Annotated in this window: 15 protein-coding genes; 6 read left to right on the forward strand and 9 right to left on the reverse strand. The window is 39.6% G+C overall.

What is annotated here, in order from left to right; translation table 11 throughout:
- The 3 genes from CRYPD_RS08050 to CRYPD_RS05500 form a co-directional block, all read left to right on the forward strand.
- A partial coding sequence (locus CRYPD_RS08050) for a hypothetical protein (protein WP_171004349.1) occupies nt 1–205 on the forward strand: 205 nt, incomplete at its 5' end.
- 95 nt (nt 206–300) lie between these two features.
- Nucleotides 301–1,731 carry an Asp-tRNA(Asn)/Glu-tRNA(Gln) amidotransferase subunit GatB gene (gene gatB / locus CRYPD_RS05495; protein ID WP_138146596.1) on the forward strand — a complete coding sequence of 477 codons (1,431 nt, stop codon included), beginning with the start codon at nt 301–303 and terminating at the stop codon, nt 1,729–1,731.
- The gene (locus tag CRYPD_RS05500; RefSeq protein WP_138146597.1) at nt 1,703–3,139 is read left to right on the forward strand and encodes a protein adenylyltransferase SelO; all 1,437 of its coding nucleotides are present in this window, start codon (nt 1,703–1,705) and stop codon (nt 3,137–3,139) included. Before gatB ends, CRYPD_RS05500 begins: the two co-directional genes overlap by 29 nt.
- Before the next feature lies 1 nt (nt 3,140).
- Here CRYPD_RS05500 and CRYPD_RS05505 read toward each other — a convergent pair whose 3' ends face one another.
- Together CRYPD_RS05505 and CRYPD_RS05510 are read right to left on the reverse strand one after the other, a co-directional pair.
- Complete coding sequence (locus tag CRYPD_RS05505; protein ID WP_138146598.1) at nt 3,141–4,139, reverse strand: hypothetical protein; 999 nt, start codon at nt 4,137–4,139, stop codon at nt 3,141–3,143.
- Nucleotides 4,140–4,185: 46 nt separating this feature from the next.
- The gene (locus tag CRYPD_RS05510) at nt 4,186–4,809 is read right to left on the reverse strand and encodes a site-2 protease family protein (RefSeq protein WP_138146606.1); all 624 of its coding nucleotides are present in this window, start codon (nt 4,807–4,809) and stop codon (nt 4,186–4,188) included.
- A 53-nt stretch (nt 4,810–4,862) separates the two neighbouring features.
- Here CRYPD_RS05510 and CRYPD_RS05515 point away from each other — a divergent pair, with 53 nt between their 5' ends.
- On the forward strand, nt 4,863–6,542 hold the full coding sequence (locus tag CRYPD_RS05515; RefSeq protein WP_138146599.1) for a proline--tRNA ligase: 1,680 nt from the start codon (nt 4,863–4,865) through the stop codon (nt 6,540–6,542).
- Entirely contained in the window at nt 6,542–7,318 is a 777-nt protein-coding gene (gene asd / locus CRYPD_RS05520; protein WP_244610258.1) for an archaetidylserine decarboxylase, read from the forward strand. Before CRYPD_RS05515 ends, asd begins: the two co-directional genes overlap by 1 nt.
- Here asd and CRYPD_RS05525 read toward each other — a convergent pair.
- The 4 genes from CRYPD_RS05525 to CRYPD_RS08055 all read right to left on the reverse strand — a co-directional run bounded on the left by CRYPD_RS05525 (nt 7,290) and on the right by CRYPD_RS08055 (nt 10,360).
- Nucleotides 7,290–8,504 carry an HlyC/CorC family transporter gene (locus CRYPD_RS05525; RefSeq protein WP_342211700.1) on the reverse strand — a complete coding sequence of 405 codons (1,215 nt, stop codon included), beginning with the start codon at nt 8,502–8,504 and terminating at the stop codon, nt 7,290–7,292. The two genes, asd and CRYPD_RS05525, sit on opposite strands and share 29 nt — an antisense overlap.
- A gap of 51 nt (nt 8,505–8,555) precedes the next feature.
- A complete protein-coding gene (gene eno / locus CRYPD_RS05530; RefSeq protein WP_138146601.1) occupies nt 8,556–9,836 on the reverse strand; it encodes a phosphopyruvate hydratase in 1,281 nt (426 codons plus the stop codon).
- A 188-nt stretch (nt 9,837–10,024) separates the two neighbouring features.
- Complete coding sequence (locus tag CRYPD_RS08365) at nt 10,025–10,156, reverse strand: hypothetical protein (RefSeq protein WP_280178675.1); 132 nt, start codon at nt 10,154–10,156, stop codon at nt 10,025–10,027.
- A gap of 51 nt (nt 10,157–10,207) precedes the next feature.
- Nucleotides 10,208–10,360, reverse strand: coding sequence for a hypothetical protein (locus CRYPD_RS08055; protein ID WP_171004350.1), 153 nt, complete (start codon nt 10,358–10,360; stop codon nt 10,208–10,210).
- 105 nt (nt 10,361–10,465) lie between these two features.
- Between CRYPD_RS08055 and CRYPD_RS05535 the strand changes: the two genes are divergently transcribed.
- Nucleotides 10,466–13,183, forward strand: coding sequence for an RCC1 domain-containing protein (locus CRYPD_RS05535; RefSeq protein WP_138146602.1), 2,718 nt, complete (start codon nt 10,466–10,468; stop codon nt 13,181–13,183).
- A 235-nt stretch (nt 13,184–13,418) separates the two neighbouring features.
- On the opposite strand, the gene CRYPD_RS05540 is transcribed toward CRYPD_RS05535, so the two are convergent.
- From CRYPD_RS05540 to CRYPD_RS05550, 3 genes are all read right to left on the reverse strand, one after another.
- Complete coding sequence (locus CRYPD_RS05540) at nt 13,419–14,498, reverse strand: 4-phosphoerythronate dehydrogenase (protein ID WP_138146603.1); 1,080 nt, start codon at nt 14,496–14,498, stop codon at nt 13,419–13,421.
- Between the two features lie 9 nt (nt 14,499–14,507).
- On the reverse strand, nt 14,508–15,155 hold the full coding sequence (gene ung, locus CRYPD_RS05545) for a uracil-DNA glycosylase (protein ID WP_138146604.1): 648 nt from the start codon (nt 15,153–15,155) through the stop codon (nt 14,508–14,510).
- A gap of 87 nt (nt 15,156–15,242) precedes the next feature.
- Nucleotides 15,243–15,737, reverse strand: a complete 495-nt coding sequence (locus tag CRYPD_RS05550) for a redoxin domain-containing protein (RefSeq protein ID WP_138146605.1) — start codon at nt 15,735–15,737, stop codon at nt 15,243–15,245.
- Between the last annotated feature and the right edge of the window lie 143 nt (nt 15,738–15,880).

Below are 15,880 nucleotides of genomic sequence, written 5' to 3' on the forward strand. Positions count from 1 at the left end.
ATCACCAATCTGGAAAAAATTGAATTTTGCTAATCATCCCTATTTATGCAAAGGTCTCTATATGAATTATATAACAAGGCCACAGGGGAAGGATTCTGTATTGAAACTGACTAAAAATAAAGGGAGCATTATGAGTAACACGATTGAATATAAGGGTTATTTGGCAGTGTTGATGATTATCTTGATACTTGTGAAAAATTTATAAGGGAATTTTTTAATGTGTACATTGGTTCTAAATTGCATAAAATGGCGTATCAGAAGGTGTTAAAAAATACATTGGTTATTAATTAGGAATTAAATATGGAATGGGAAACAGTGATTGGGCTAGAAATTCATGCTCAACTTAATACAAAATCTAAGATATTTTCAGCGGCAGCGACTAAGTTTGGTGCGCAGCCGAATTCGCAGGCGTGTGCGGTGGATTTGGGGTTGCCGGGGGTGTTGCCGGTGTTGAATGTTGAGGTGGTGAATAAGGCGGTTACATTTGGTTTGGCGGTTGATGCGCATATTAATCAGCGGAATGTATTTGATCGGAAAAATTATTTTTATCCTGATTTGCCGAAGGGTTATCAGATTTCACAATTGGATTTACCGATTGTGGGCGAGGGGAAAATAGATATTGGGATTGAGGGTGAGGTGAAAACTATTGGCATTACTCGTGCGCATTTGGAGGAGGATGCAGGTAAATCGGTGCATGATATGTTTGATAATGATACGGCTATTGATTTAAATCGTGCAGGAACGCCATTGTTAGAAATTGTTTCTGACCCTGATATGCGGAGTGCCAAAGAGGCGGTGGCGTATGCTAAGAAAATTCATGCGTTGGTGCAGTATATTGATATTTGCGATGGTAATATGGCAGAAGGTTCGTTTCGTTGCGATGCTAATGTTTCTATTCGTCCGATGGGGCAGGAGGAATTGGGTACTCGGGCAGAGCTTAAAAATATTAATTCATTCAAATTTTTGGAAAAAGCCATTAATTTAGAGGTGGAGCGACAGCAGGATATTCTTGAAGAAGGTGGCAAGGTGGCACAGGAAACTCGTTTGTATGATTCGGTAAAGCACGAAACGCGTTCTATGCGTTCTAAAGAAGAGGCGAATGATTATCGCTATTTTCCAGACCCAGATTTATTGCCTGTTGAAGTTTCAGATGAATTATTGGCAACAATTAAAGCGCAATTACCAGAATTGCCGCTTGAAAAAAAGGTGCGTTTTATTAAAAAATTGGGATTAAGTGAATATGATGCGGATGTGCTAACTTCGCAGAAATCGTTGGCTGATTATTTTGAAATTATGCTGAAAGGTAACGAATCAAATGCCAAATTATGTGCCAATTGGGCGATGGGCGAATTGAGTGCCTCACTCAATAAAAACCAAATTGAAATCGAAAAATCTCCTGTTTCAGCACAAGATTTATCGTTATTGATTACGCGTATTAGCGATGATACTATTTCAGGAAAAATTGCCAAAGATGTGTTTAAAGCCATGTGGGATGGTGAGGGCGGTGCAGATGAGATTATTGATGCCAAAGGGCTTAAACAAATGACGGATACGGGTGCGATTGAGCAGATTGTGGATGAGATTATTGAAAATAATGCACCTCAAGTTGCACAATTTAAATCGGGTAATGAAAAAATCTTAGGTTTCTTTGTGGGTCAGGCGATGAAAGCCACGCAGGGTAAGGCAAATCCTAAATTATTGAATGAATTACTTAGGTCAAAACTTGGGTAATAGCACTTTAGATTTTGCCACACTAGGTGAGGATTTTTTTTCAGAAATTGTATGTCAACCTTTAAAAAATACTTTCTTAATTCATAAAAATCAGGCACTTTATAACAAACTTGGTTTAGACTGGGACAGTCACACTTTGCTTAAAATTGCCTCGGGTGAGCAATCTTTTCAAGGGGTGTCGCCCATTGCCAGTGTTTATGCAGGGCATCAATTTGGGCATTTTGCAGGGCAGTTGGGCGATGGGCGTAGTTGTCTTATTGGGCAAGTGTTACACAATCCTCCTTTGCAAGAGCAGATAGGCAGTCACGAATTTTCACTGAAAGGGGCGGGGAAAACGCCTTATTCAAGAGGAGCAGATGGGCGGGCGGTATTGCGTTCATCGATTCGTGAATATCTTTGCTCCATTGCAATGCAAGGGCTTAATATTGCTACCACTGAGGCATTAACTTTGGTGGGGAGTGATACCGAGGTTTATCGGGAAAATATTGAAACAGGGGCGATTGTGATGCGAACTGCACCTAGTCATATTCGTTTTGGTCATTTTGAGTGGTTTGCTGCTCTTGGGCAAAAAACAGAGGTTAAAAAATTGGCTGATTTTGTGATTGAGCATTATTATCCACAGTGCCAAGGTGCAAAAAAATATGTTGATTTTTTTAATGAAGTGGTTAAACGCACTGCCAAAATGATTGCCAATTGGCAAGCCCAAGGTTTTGCACATGGGGTAATGAATACTGATAATATGTCCATTCTTGGTTTGACTATTGATTATGGGCCTTTTGGATTTTTAGAAACTTATAACCCTAAATTTATCTGTAATCACTCCGACCATGAAGGGCGGTATGCTTTTGATCAGCAACCGGGTATTGGTTTGTGGAATTTATCTCGATTGGCAGATAGTTTGGGCAGTTTGATAGAAGTTAAACAAGCCAAAACCATTTTAGACAATTATCAGCCATATTTGGTTAAGGCATATTCAAAATTGATGCGGCAAAAGTTTGGTTTCACCCAAAAAGATGAGCAAGATAATGTGTTAATCGGTCAATTTTTTGAAGTGCTATATCAGCATAAAAAAGACTATACCAATTCATTAAGGCAGTTGTCCAATATGGATAAATTAGCACAAGATGCTGATTTTAATGAGTGGATTGAGTTGTATGATAAACGCATCGCACAAGAAAATAATCCGAATAGGATTGAGATGATGGAGGGTGTAAATCCCAATTATATTTTGCGTAATTATTTGGCAGAAGTTGCCATTCGAAAAGCGGAAGATGACAAGGATTATAGTGAGATTGACACGCTATTTAATCTGCTCAGTTGCCCTTTTGATGAACAACCAGATTTAAAAGCTTATACCAATGAAGCCCCAGATTGGGCACAAAATTTAGCGGTAAGTTGTTCTTCTTAGATTAGATTTGCACCAAATATTGATTAATTGATTTGGGTAATAAGTTTAATAAAACACTTCTAGTTTGATGCCAATAGGCTGACAAAAGCAATAGCGTGGTGCCGATTAACACGCCTGTTAAGGCAAAACTATAGCCAATATCTCCATAAGTTTCTAAAATATTTGAAATGGCATACAACACATACGCCAAAGAGGAAACCATAAAAGCCCGTCTATCGATAGCAATAGAAATTAAACTCATAAAAATATATAAAACAATAGCAACGACTATACTACTTATACTGTTGTTCCCCTCTAGCAAGCCAATCATTGAAAAAATAGGGTGAATAATTAAAGGTGCCGCTGTTAAATGCAACCAGAAGGCGACATCGGATTTATAGGTAACTCTTTCCATATCAGCATAATCCCAAGCCATAGCCAGTATAAAAATAATAATGCCGAAAAATAGCAGAATACTTAATAAGTAATCTATCATTGCTGGAAAAATGGAAAGACTAAGTGCAGTCAAAAAAGCAATAAATGACACAGAGCCAGCGGCAATGGTAATAGGCACTTTAAAGCGTAACCAATGTAGATACGCACCAAGTGTTGACACAGTGGCAGTAATAGCAATAGCAGTGGACATATTGAGCGTATCGTTAAGCAAGCTCATACATAAGTAATATATGCCGCCAATAAAAGCAATTAACAAGACAATAGCAGGCAATGACATTTTTCTTTTACGAACAAAAAACTCACTCAAACCCCATGCGATGATTGGGAATACAATGTTGCCACTATGGGGCTGAATAGAATTTAATACCCATGCCGAAGAGAATAATAACATTAAGCAGGCAATAACAACAAAAATGTCATTAAAACTGCCAATCAATTTAAAATTTTCCTCATCAACTCGGTTTGTGCTTTTGCTTTTGTCAATAAATTGTCTGAAATTATCAACCGATGATTGCTTGAAAATATCTTGTTTTACAGCGTTGTTTAAATCTTCTTCTGAATACATATTGGTTTAGCCTTGGTAATTAGGTGGATAAAGTTGCTTGATGTTTTTAAATTAAAGCAAACATAGCGTATTGCAGTGTATTTACGATTGGCAATACAACATATTCAAAAACACCTAGGAATAATAAGCCTAGAAGAATATACAAGCCATAATGCTCTAATTTGTTGTATTGATATGCCAAATAATTGGGCAACAAGGCGGTAACTACTCTGGAGCCATCAAGCGGAGGGAGGGGCAGTAGATTGAATACACCTAAAACCAAATTAATGGCAATACCGAATTTTGCCATTTCAAATAAAAGTTGGTTGGATGTATTGAGAGTAAAGGAAAGAATAAAAAGCCAAAATAGTGCCATTATAAAATTAGAAATAGGCCCAGCAAGAGCGACTAAAATCATATCTTGTTTGGGAGATTTAAGGGCGTTAAAGTTAATGGGAACGGGCTTTGCCCAGCCAAATAGAAAAGGCGACCCAGTGAAAAACAAAACTGCAGGCACTAAAAGTGTGCCTACCGGGTCAATGTGTTTAACGGGGTTTAAAGTCAGCCTGCCCAGCATTTTGGCAGTAGAATCACCACGCTGATTAGCGACCCATCCGTGAGCAACTTCGTGGATGGTGATGGCAAAAATCAGAGGAATAACATAAATTAAAAGAGTTTGAAAATCAGGCATAGTGAAATCAGGCATAGGTAAAATTGTTTGTTTTAAAATTTTACTATTATATAATGAAAACCAGTCAAATTCTCATTCCAACACAAAAAGAAGCACCAAATGATGCAAAAATTATCTCGCATCAGTTAATGATTCGTGCGGGGCTTATTTCTAAATTGGCATCAGGCTTGTATTCCTATTTGCCAGCGGGACTGAGAGTTTTGCAAAAAGTAGAGAAAATCATCCGTGAAGAAATGAATCGCTCAGGTGCACAGGAAATATTGATGCCTGTGGCACAGCCAGCAGAGTTGTGGCAAGAATCAGGTCGTTGGGATCAATATGGGGCAGAATTATTGCGTTTTAGTGATAGGCATCAGCGTGAATTTTGCCTAGGACCAACACACGAAGAAGTGGTTACGCATTTGGCAGCACAATATTTGCGTAGTTATAAGCAGTTGCCGATGAATTTTTATCAGATTCAAACCAAGTTTCGTGATGAAATTCGTCCTCGTTTTGGGGTGATGCGTTCGCGTGAATTTATTATGAAAGATGCTTATTCTTTTCATTTAGATGCAGACAGTTTGCAGGTAGAATTTGACAAAATGCACGCCACTTATTGTGCAATTTTTGAACGCCTTGGTTTAGATTATCGCCCAGTATTAGCCGACAGTGGTAGCATTGGTGGTGAAAATTCTATTGAGTTTCATGTGTTGGCAGACAGTGGTGAGGATGCGATTTGCTTTTCAGATGAATCAGATTATGCTGCTAATATTGAAAAAGTGGCTTTTTCTAAACAAGTGCGTATCGGCACACCTGAGGCTGTAGAAGAAAAAGTGTTGACCAAGAAAAAAACCAGTATTGAGGAGGTTGCTGAGTTCTTAAATATCAAACCATCGGATTGCATTAAAACTTTAATCATTAAAACCGCCAGCGGTTATAAAGCCTTAGCACTTCGTGGCGACCACGAATTAAATGAAATTAAGGTGCAAAATTTATGGGGTGAATTTGAATTTGCCACAGATGATGAAATTAAACGCCTAGATTTAAAGAAAGGTTTTATTGGCGTTAATGCATTGAGTATTGATTTAGTCGTGGATTATACTGCCGAAGTTATGTGTGATTTTGTTTGTGGTGCTAATGAGTGGGATTATCATCTAACGGGTGCCAATTGGGGGGATATTGAATTTGAATCTGCTGATTTACGCAATGCTGTTGCAGGTGATGATTCCCCTGATGGCAAAGGTAAATTGGTGATTAAACGAGGCATCGAAGTGGGGCATATTTTCCAGTTGGGTGATAAATATTCTAAAGCGATGAATGCCAATGTCATTGGCGAATCTGGCAAGGCAGTAACGATGACGATGGGCTGTTATGGTATTGGCGTAACCCGTGTTGTGGCAGCGGCAATTGAGCAAAATTATGATGATAAAGGCATTGTTTTTCCTACCAGTATTGCCCCTTTTCAACTGGTGATTGTGCCGATTAATTATAACAAATCTACCCGTGTTAGAGCTTTGGCAGACGAGTTGTATCAGCAATGCTTGAGTGCAGGTATTGAAGTTTTGCTTGACGATAGAAAAGAACGAGCTGGCATTATGTTTGCTGATAGCGAACTTTTAGGTATTCCTCATCGTGTGGTGCTTAGTGATACACATGCTGATAATGGCAATGTGGAATACAAAGCGAGAAGTGAACCAGATAAAATTGAAGTGAAGTTTGATAATGCATTGATTTTCATTCAATCAAAATTATGATGACTTGGCTACAATACTTATTACCACAGCATTTACTTTCAAAGTTAATGTTTCATTTTGCACGCATTGAAAATACTTGGATTAAGAATAATTTTATTGCTTGGTTTGTGAAATCGTATCATGTTGATTTATCTGAGGCAGTGCGGGAAAACATAAAAGATTATCAAACTTTTAATGATTTTTTTACCCGCAAGCTCAAAGCCAATGCGCGTCCGCTTGGTGAGGGGCTAATCAGCCCTGTGGATGGAATGGTATCGCAAGCTGGTAGTATTAAAAATGGTGATTTAATTCAAGCAAAAGGCAAAAAGTTTAGTTTAAAAGCTTTGCTTAATGATGAAAAAAAATTCCAGAATTTTGCCACCATTTATTTATCTCCAAGTAACTATCATCGCATTCATGCACCACTTGATGGCAAACTGTTAAGAATGGATTATATCGGCGGTGATTTTTTTTCGGTGAATCAGCAAACCGTTAGTTCGGTGGATAATATTTTTGCCAGAAATGAGCGTGTTGTTTGTTATTTTGATACTCATACCATTGTCTTGGTGGGTGCGATTTTTGTAGGCAGTATGGAGACTGTGTGGCACGGTCAAATTACCCCACCTTATGGCAAGCAATTTAGTGTGGATTATAGTGGCAAAGACATACGCCTTAAAAAAGGAGAAGAACTGGGGCGTTTTAATATGGGTTCAACAGTGATTTTACTAAGCAATACACACCAATTTGATTTGCAATCTGGGCAAGGGGTTAAGATGGGTCAATCTTTGTCAATCTAACCAATTTAATGGTTCTGTTGGTAATTTGTATGATATCAATTAAGATATTATCAATTTTTATACTAACATCACGCGTTGGAATGCTTTGTAATTCTTCTAAAATAAGCCCGTTTAAAGTTTTGGCTTTGTCAACGCTAAGATTGGTGTCTAATAAGGCATTAAGTTCCCGAATGCTAACCCTTGGGTCAACCAAATAACTGCCATCTTCCTGCTTGATAACTTCATCGATACTCTCATTTTGATTGGAAGTGAATTGCCCCACAATCTCTTCTAAAATATCTTCCAAAACAATCAAGCCGCGTATTTCACCATATTCATCTACTACCAATCCCAAGCGTCTTTTTTGCATTTGAAAATGCTTTAATTGATGTGCTAAAGAAGTGCCTTCTGGCACAAAATACGGTTTGCGAATCAACGCCAAGACATTCTCAACACTGAATGCATCCTTGGCGTATAAATTAACCACATTACGCATATGTAGCACACCTGTAATGTTGTTACTCGATGTATCGTAAGTCAGTAAGCGTGTGTGCTGTGTGCGTTGTAGTTGTTTGATAATTTCATCAGGTTTACTGGTGTCAATACTGATAAGCTCATGCCTTGGAATCATAATATCCTCAACTTTCACCTTTTCTAAATCGATAATATTAAGTAACATTTTTTGATAATTTGAAGCAATAATTGGTTTAGCATCATTCACCACCATTTTTAATTCCTCTGAACTAATGTCATCAGTATGGCTTTTTTCTTTGATACCTAAAACTGCAAGAATCCCTTTGCTTAATTGTGCAATCAGCCAAACAAAAGGTTTGAAAATTTGAATAAACACCTTGATGATAATCGAAGCGGGTAGGGCGATTTTTTCAGGGTTTTTGGCGGCAAAAGTTTTGGGCGTGGTTTCGGCAAACACAAGAATAATAAAAGTTAGTGCCAGTGATGCCAATATTACCGAACCATCCCCCCATAATTTAATCGCTAATATGGTGGCAATGCTTGAGGCAAAAATATTCACCAAATTATTACCCAACAAAATTGTGCCAATTAAAGAGTCTAAATCCTCTAATAAGCACTCAGTGCGTTTGGCATTTTTATTAGTTTTGGCAAGTGCTTTCAGACGATAGCGATTAATCGCCATCATTGAGGTTTCTGCTGATGAAAAAAAAGCAGAAGCCAAAATAAGCCCCACAAGAAGGACAATTAACCAAGAAATTGAAAGTGTATCCAAATGACTGTGCGTTTAATTTAAGTGATTAAATGCTGCAAGCCCAGGGTAAATGGCATTTGCACCCAGTGCTTCTTCAATGCGTAATAGGCGGTTATATTTTGCCAAACGATCAGAGCGAGAAAGTGAACCAGTTTTAATCTGACCACAGCCTGTTGCCACCGCTAAATCTGCAATAGTCGTATCTTCAGTTTCGCCAGAGCGATGTGACATAACGCAAGTGTAACCAGCCTTATTCGCCATTTCCATAGCAGTAAAAGTTTCACTTAATGTGCCAATTTGATTAACTTTTATGAGGATTGAATTGGCGATACTCTTATCGATACCTTCGGCAAGGATTTTACTATTTGTTACAAATAAATCATCACCAACCAATTGCACTTTATCGCCAATTTTTTTAGTCAACAAATCCCAGCCATCCCAATCGCCTTCATCCATTCCATCTTCGATAGAAATAATAGGATAATTCTCTACCCAGTTCGCCAAATAATCAACAAACTCCGCAGAAGTTAGTGAGCGATTTTCAGAAGCAAGGTGGTAAGTGCCATTTTCATAAAATTCGGAACTGGCAGCATCAATGCCGATAAAAATATCTTTACCTGCGGTATAGCCTGCTTTTTCAATTGCCTCTAAAATGACTTTAATTGCCTCTTCATTTGAAGTTAAATCAGGTGCAAATCCACCTTCATCACCCACTGCTGTATTCAGCCCTTTAGCCTCTAACACTGCCTTTAAATGATGGAAAATCTCAGCACCATAACGCAATGCCTCTTTAAAACTCGGTGCACCTGCAGGAATGATCATAAATTCTTGAATATCCACACTATTATTAGCATGTTCGCCACCGTTGATAATGTTCATCATTGGCACTGGTAACCTGTATTTTTCACCCAAATTAAGTGTGTCATATAAAGGCTTATTTTGCCCATTTGCATTTGCATGAGCTGCCGCTAAAGAAACCGCTAGAATAGCATTTGCACCTAAACGAGATTTTGTTTCTGTGCCATCCAATGTAATCATTGCCGCATCAATCTTGGCAAGGTCGGTAATATCAAAACCGATTAATGCCTGAGCAATTTCAGTGTTAATAAAAGCCACCGCTTTTAACACGCCTTTGCCTAGATAACGAGATTTATCCCCATCACGCAATTCCAATGCTTCTCGTGCACCTGTTGAGGCGCCTGATGGCACCATTGCACTGCCGATAGTGCCATTATTAAGAATTACATCCGCTTCAATAGTTGGATTACCTCTGGAATCAAGAATTTCTCTTGCTTTAATTTGTTGTATTTTCATAGATTTTTTTTAGACAAAGTTTGTGTTGTAAGTTAGCATTGTTTTTATAAACCACTTGCTCAAATAGTTATGCTAAATACCTAGTTGATGCAATTAACAATTGGTATAAATTATTTTCATATAAATATTGCCAATAAACACCTTGATACTAGTGTTTTGAGAGCTCATAATGAACATTAAGAGAATATTTAGCCAATTATTTTAGCAACTTTAAGGTCTTTATTGCTTGCATTTAATCCTTGCAGTTTATCGCAAGACTTATTTGGTAAGGCATTAATACAAGTAACTCTCTCTGCTTTAACCTTGTTAAGAATAGCCATGTTTATTTGCCTAATTGCCACAATATTACTCTTTTACAAATGAAGTAATAATTATACTATGAGACCTTTGCATAAATAGGGATGATTAGCAAAATTCAATTTTTGCCAGATTGGTGATTTTATTAAACCTTGTCCTAGCAGGGCTAAGGCTGGGTTTAAAAAATCGCCAAGCGGGTGAAAAGTGGATTTTTGATGATTATTCATATTTATGCAAAGGTCTCAAATAGAAGTTTTTTTTAAAAACATTTGACAAAAAATTTAACTAACCCTATACTCATAACAGAATATAAAAAAGAGAACACATATCAAATGAATTTAATTTACACCAGCAAAAAGTTTACTCGTGCTTTAATATTAGCATCTGTCATTATTTTACCAACTACAGTATACGCTAACAACAGCATTATCCTAGTCCTTGGTAAATCCACCACACAATCTAGCACCTATCCATACCCTGCCTTCCTTACTTCTGACAAGGTGGTAGATGGCAACACTAGCGGTTCAGCAGGGCATTGGCATTTTCCTGAAATAGATTATTCTAGTGCTCGTAATAATTTTGGTGGATTTTATAATGCATCAAATACTCCTAATCTTACTGCCTTTGCCTTCCTTAAGCCCGATGGCTCAATCACGGCTTGGGGTAGCTCAACTGATGGGGGCTCAGGCGCACCCACTGATAGTGGCTATACCAAGATTTATTCAACTGTTTTTGCCTTTGCTGCCCTTAAAGCCGATGGTTCAATCACGGCTTGGGGTAACTCAAGTTATGGGGGCTTAGGCGCACCCACCGATAGTGGCTATACCAAGATTTATTCAACTGGTTATGCCTTTGCCGCCCTTAAGCTCGATGGCTCAATCACGGTTTGGGGTGACTCAGATTGGGGAGGCTCAGGCGCACCTACCGACAGCGGTTATACCAAGATTTATTCAGCTGGTTATGCCTTTGCCGCCCTTAAACCCGATGGTTCAATCACGACTTGGGGTCATTCAAGTTATGGAGGCTCAGACGCACCCACTGACAGCGGCTATACCAAGATTTATTCAACTCGTTACGCCTTTGCCGCCCTTAAAACTGATGGCTCAATCACGGTTTGGGGTGACTCAGATTGGGGGGGCTCAGGCGCACCCACCGACAGCGGTTATACCAAGATTTATTCAACTATAGGTGGCTTTTCCGTCCTTAAGTCCGATGGTTCAATTACGGCTTGGGGTAACCCAAATTGGGGAGGCTCAGGCGCACCCACCGACAGCGGCTATACCGAGATTTATTCAATTGATTATACCTTTGCCGCCCTTAAATCCGATGGTTCAATCACGGCTTGGGGTGACTCAAATGCTGGAGGCTCAGGCGCACCCACCGACAGCGGCTATGTCAAGATTTATTCAACTGCAGGTGCCTTTGCTGCCCTTAAATCCAATGGCTCAATCTCAACTTGGGGTCGCTCAGATCGTGGAGGCTCAGATGCACCCACTGACAGTGGTTATACCAAGATTTATTCAACTAATTATGCCTTTGCTGCCCTTAAGTCCGATGGTTCAATCACAGCTTGGGGTGGATCAGGTCTTGGAGGCTCGGGCGCACCTACTAACAGCGGCTATACCAAGATTTATTCAACTGACTCTGCCTTTGCCGCCCTTAAGCCCGATGGCTCAATCATGGTTTGGGGTGCCGTAGAAAGGCTCCCAAGCAACAGCCAATGTGATGTCAACAGCGCAGGCGCAATTTTCTATAATACCACCAGCAACTTACTTGAGTATTGTAATTCACAGATTTGGCAAAATATTAGTAGCAAGACTTCAGTAGATCATTGGCGTTTTTCTGAAATGGATTATTCTAGTGCTCGTAATAATTTTGGTGGATTTTATAATGCATCAAATACTCCTAATCTTGTTGCCTTTGCCACCCTTAAGCCAGATGGTTCAATCGTGGCTTGGGGTAGTTCAGCTGATGGAGGCTCAGGTGCACCCACCGACAGCGGTTATACCAAGATTTCTTCAACTCGTTATGCTTTTGCCGCCCTTAAATCCGATGGTTCAATCACGGCTTGGGGTGACTCAAGTTATGGAGGCTCAGGTGCACCCACCGATAGCGGCTATACCAAGATTTATTCAACTGGTTACGCCTTTGCCGCCCTTAAGCCCGATGGTTCAATCACGGCTTGGGGCAAATCGGCTCTTGGAGGTTCAGGCGCACCCACCGACAGTGGTTATACCAAGATTTATTCAACTCGTTACGCCTTTGCCGCTCTTAAATCCGATGGTTCAATCACAGTTTGGGGTGACTCAAATGTTGGAGGTTCAGGTGTACCCACCGACAGCGGTTATACCAAGATTTATTCAACTCGTTACGCCTTTGCCGCTCTTAAATCCGATGGTTCAATCACAGCTTGGGGTTACTCAGATGCACCCACTGACAGCGGTTATACCAAGATTTATTCAACTGACTCTGCCTTTGCCGCCCTTAAATCCGATGGTTCAATCACGGCTTGGGGTCGCTCAGATTGGGGAGGCTCAGGTGCACCCACCGACAGCGGCTATACCAAGATTTCTTCAACTCGTTACGCCTTTTCTGCCCTTAAATCCGATGGTTCAATCACGGCTTGGGGTGACTTAAGTCATGGAAGCTCAGGCGCACCCACCGACAGCGGCTATACCAAGATTTATTCAACTGGTTACGCCTTTGCTGCCCTTAAGCCCGATGGTTCAATTACGGCTTGGGGTGACTCAAGTTATGGAGGCTCAGGCGCACCCACCGATAGTGGCTATACCAAGATCTATTCCAATTATTATGCCTTTGCTGCCCTTAAATCCGATGGTTCAATCACGGTTTGGGGTGACTCAAGTAGTGGAGTCTCAGATGCACCCACTGACAGTGGCTATACCAAGATTTATTCTACTCGTAGTGCCTTTTCCGCCCTTAAGCCTGATGGCTCAATCACGGCTTGGGGTTACTCAACTGAGGGAGGCGTAGGTGCACCTACCAATTCACATCCTATGCTAATATTCACCAACTTAAATATTTTTTAAGTTGGTAAATTTTGGTAAATCATATTTTTAATTTCAATAAAAAACCCAAGTTTTTACTTGGGTTTTTTTATTGCACAATAGCAAAAGAAATTTTTATCCTTTTTGAGACCACTGCATTAACCCAGTGCGACTTAGGGAATATAAAAAATAGTGCATTTTTATCCAAAAATGAGGAGAATAGCCAGTTATTTATCATCCTACAAGGATTGCTGTATAGTTTTTGGGTAAAAAGGTGCTATTTTATGCGTTTCATAAGGTTGTAATGGATTAATGCAGTGGTCTCAATTGGTAAAGTAACTTTGCTTTTAAAATGATGCCATTCGTAGCGAACAGGGTAGTTTCTGCGATAATTTTCAAAATTGCTAATATCTTGAATGGCACGCACATCTTGTTGAAAATCGTAAATTTCATTTAAACTGTCTTTTAAAGTATCTTTATTAATAGATAACTCATCAGGATTAATTAAATTCTTGATGTCCTTATCTTGTTTTTCGCCTAAGAAAGTGCACAACGCTTCATACACCATAAAACTACCCATAAATTTTGCATCAACTGAGTGTCCCGCAATATGCGGTGTTGCCCAATAAGCATTTTTTTGCAGGCTTTGATTGATGTTAGGCTCATCTTCCCAGCAATCAATTACATTCTCAAGTGTTTTGGTTTTTTGCCAAATATCCTCCTTGATAACCCCCCCTCGTGCGGCATTAAAAAGGATGGTTTTTTCACCAATATAATGAAAATTATGCTCGTTCAGTAGTTGATGAGAGGGGTGTTTTCCGTCAAACGAAAGCGGCGTGTGAAACGACACCATATCTGCACTTAATGCTGTTTTTAAATCCACGAAATCAGGTAAATCCTCACTGTCTTGCCGCGGTGGGTCATTCAGTAAGGTCTTGATACCCAGTAATTCAGCCTTAGCTGCAAGCCTTGATCCAACATTGCCAACGCCAATAATACCCAAAGTCTTGTTTTGATAATCAAAATTATGTTTGCTTGCTAAATTAACAATCGCATTAATGACAAACTCTGCCACTGCCATTGCATTACAGCCCTGAGCCGAGAAAAACGCAATGCTGTTACCTCTTAGATAGGTTTGGTCAATATGTTCAAGTCCTGCCACCGTTGAGCCAACAAATTTAACTTGGCTGTCTTTGAGCAAGTCTTCGTTGACTTTAGTGCGTGAACGCACAATCAATACATCTGCATCTTTGAGCGTACTGGCGTTAATATCTCTGCCAGTAATAGCGGTAATATTGCCAAATTTACCAAATATTTTTTCATACGCATAACACGCGTCGTCAATCACAAGTTTCATCATTCCTATCTACCAATTTATTGTTTTTTGATGGTGCATTTTAAGATATTCATTGGCTTTAGAAAAATGCTTACAACCAAAAAACCCTTTATATGCTGAGAATGGAGAAGGGTGAGTGGCACTTAAAACTAAATGCCTATCTTGGTCAATCAATTCTGTCTTCCGTTGAGCATAAGCGCCCCATAATAAAAACACCAAATTTTCCCTTTGTTCGCTGAGTATGCCAATAACGCCATCGGTGAAATCCACCCAACCCGATTGAGCGTGTGATCCAGGGGTATTTTTCTCCACGGTCAATACACTGTTGAGCAACAACACGCCCTGTGTTGCCCAGCGCTCAAGATTGCCATTCATACTAGCCTCAATACCAAGGTCTAATACCAATTCTTTATAAATGTTTTTCAGTGAGGGTGGCGTTGGTACGCCCTCTGGCACAGAAAAACTCAGCCCATGCGCCTGCCCATCTCCGTGATAAGGGTCTTGACCCAAAATCACCACCTTGACTTCATTAAATGGCGTTAATTCGAACGCTCTAAACCAATTGCTAGAATGTGGAAAAATCACTTTCTTGGCTTGTTTTTGCTGTTGTAAAAAAGCCTTTAGGTTTTGTGCAGATTCATTTTTTAATAAATTATCTACTGCAGGATGCCAATCCATAGAATTAGAGTAAAGCAATTTTATTCATTATTTAAATCTTGAGTCATAGTGCTGTTGAATATTTTATAGCAAAAATTTTACCACAATCTAGCTAAATACCTCAATCCACCACAGCCTTAGTTTATACCCAAGTGTAGAAACATAACCAACTTCAATGAATTGAATGCTACCTTTGGGATTAACAAAAAAACTACTGGGCGTAGCACGCACGCCAAACAATCTTGCCAGCGAGCCTGAGCTATCGTTAATCATATTATCAAGGCGCATATTGTGCTCGTCGGCGTATTGTTTGAGTTCGGCGTCTGTGCCTGATTGCATGGCGATATTGAGCACTCGATAATCCTCACTCAGTGTTTGAATATTATCATTTTCAAGCGCACAAACACCACACCAAGTTGCCCAAAAATGTATCAAGACGGCTTGATTGGGCAAAGGCTTGCTGTTAATAATCTCACCACTTAGTGTTTTAGAGGTGAAATTTGGCGCCATGCCCGTAACAAGGTCTTGCTGTTGGTAAATACGAAAACTAACAATAGCAACAATAACCAATAGCCGTTGTAGAATGGTTTTTCTTTTTTTCATTGGCGGTAATTATATAGAGACCTTTGCATAAATATGAATAATCATCAAAAATCCACTTTTCACCCGCTTGGCAATTTTTTAAACCCAGCCTTAGCCCTGCTAGGACAAGGTTTAAGAAAATCACCAATCTGGCAAAAATTGAA

It is taken from the genome of Bathymodiolus heckerae thiotrophic gill symbiont (assembly GCF_900180345.1).
GTDB lineage: Bacteria > Pseudomonadota > Gammaproteobacteria > PS1 > Pseudothioglobaceae > Thiodubiliella.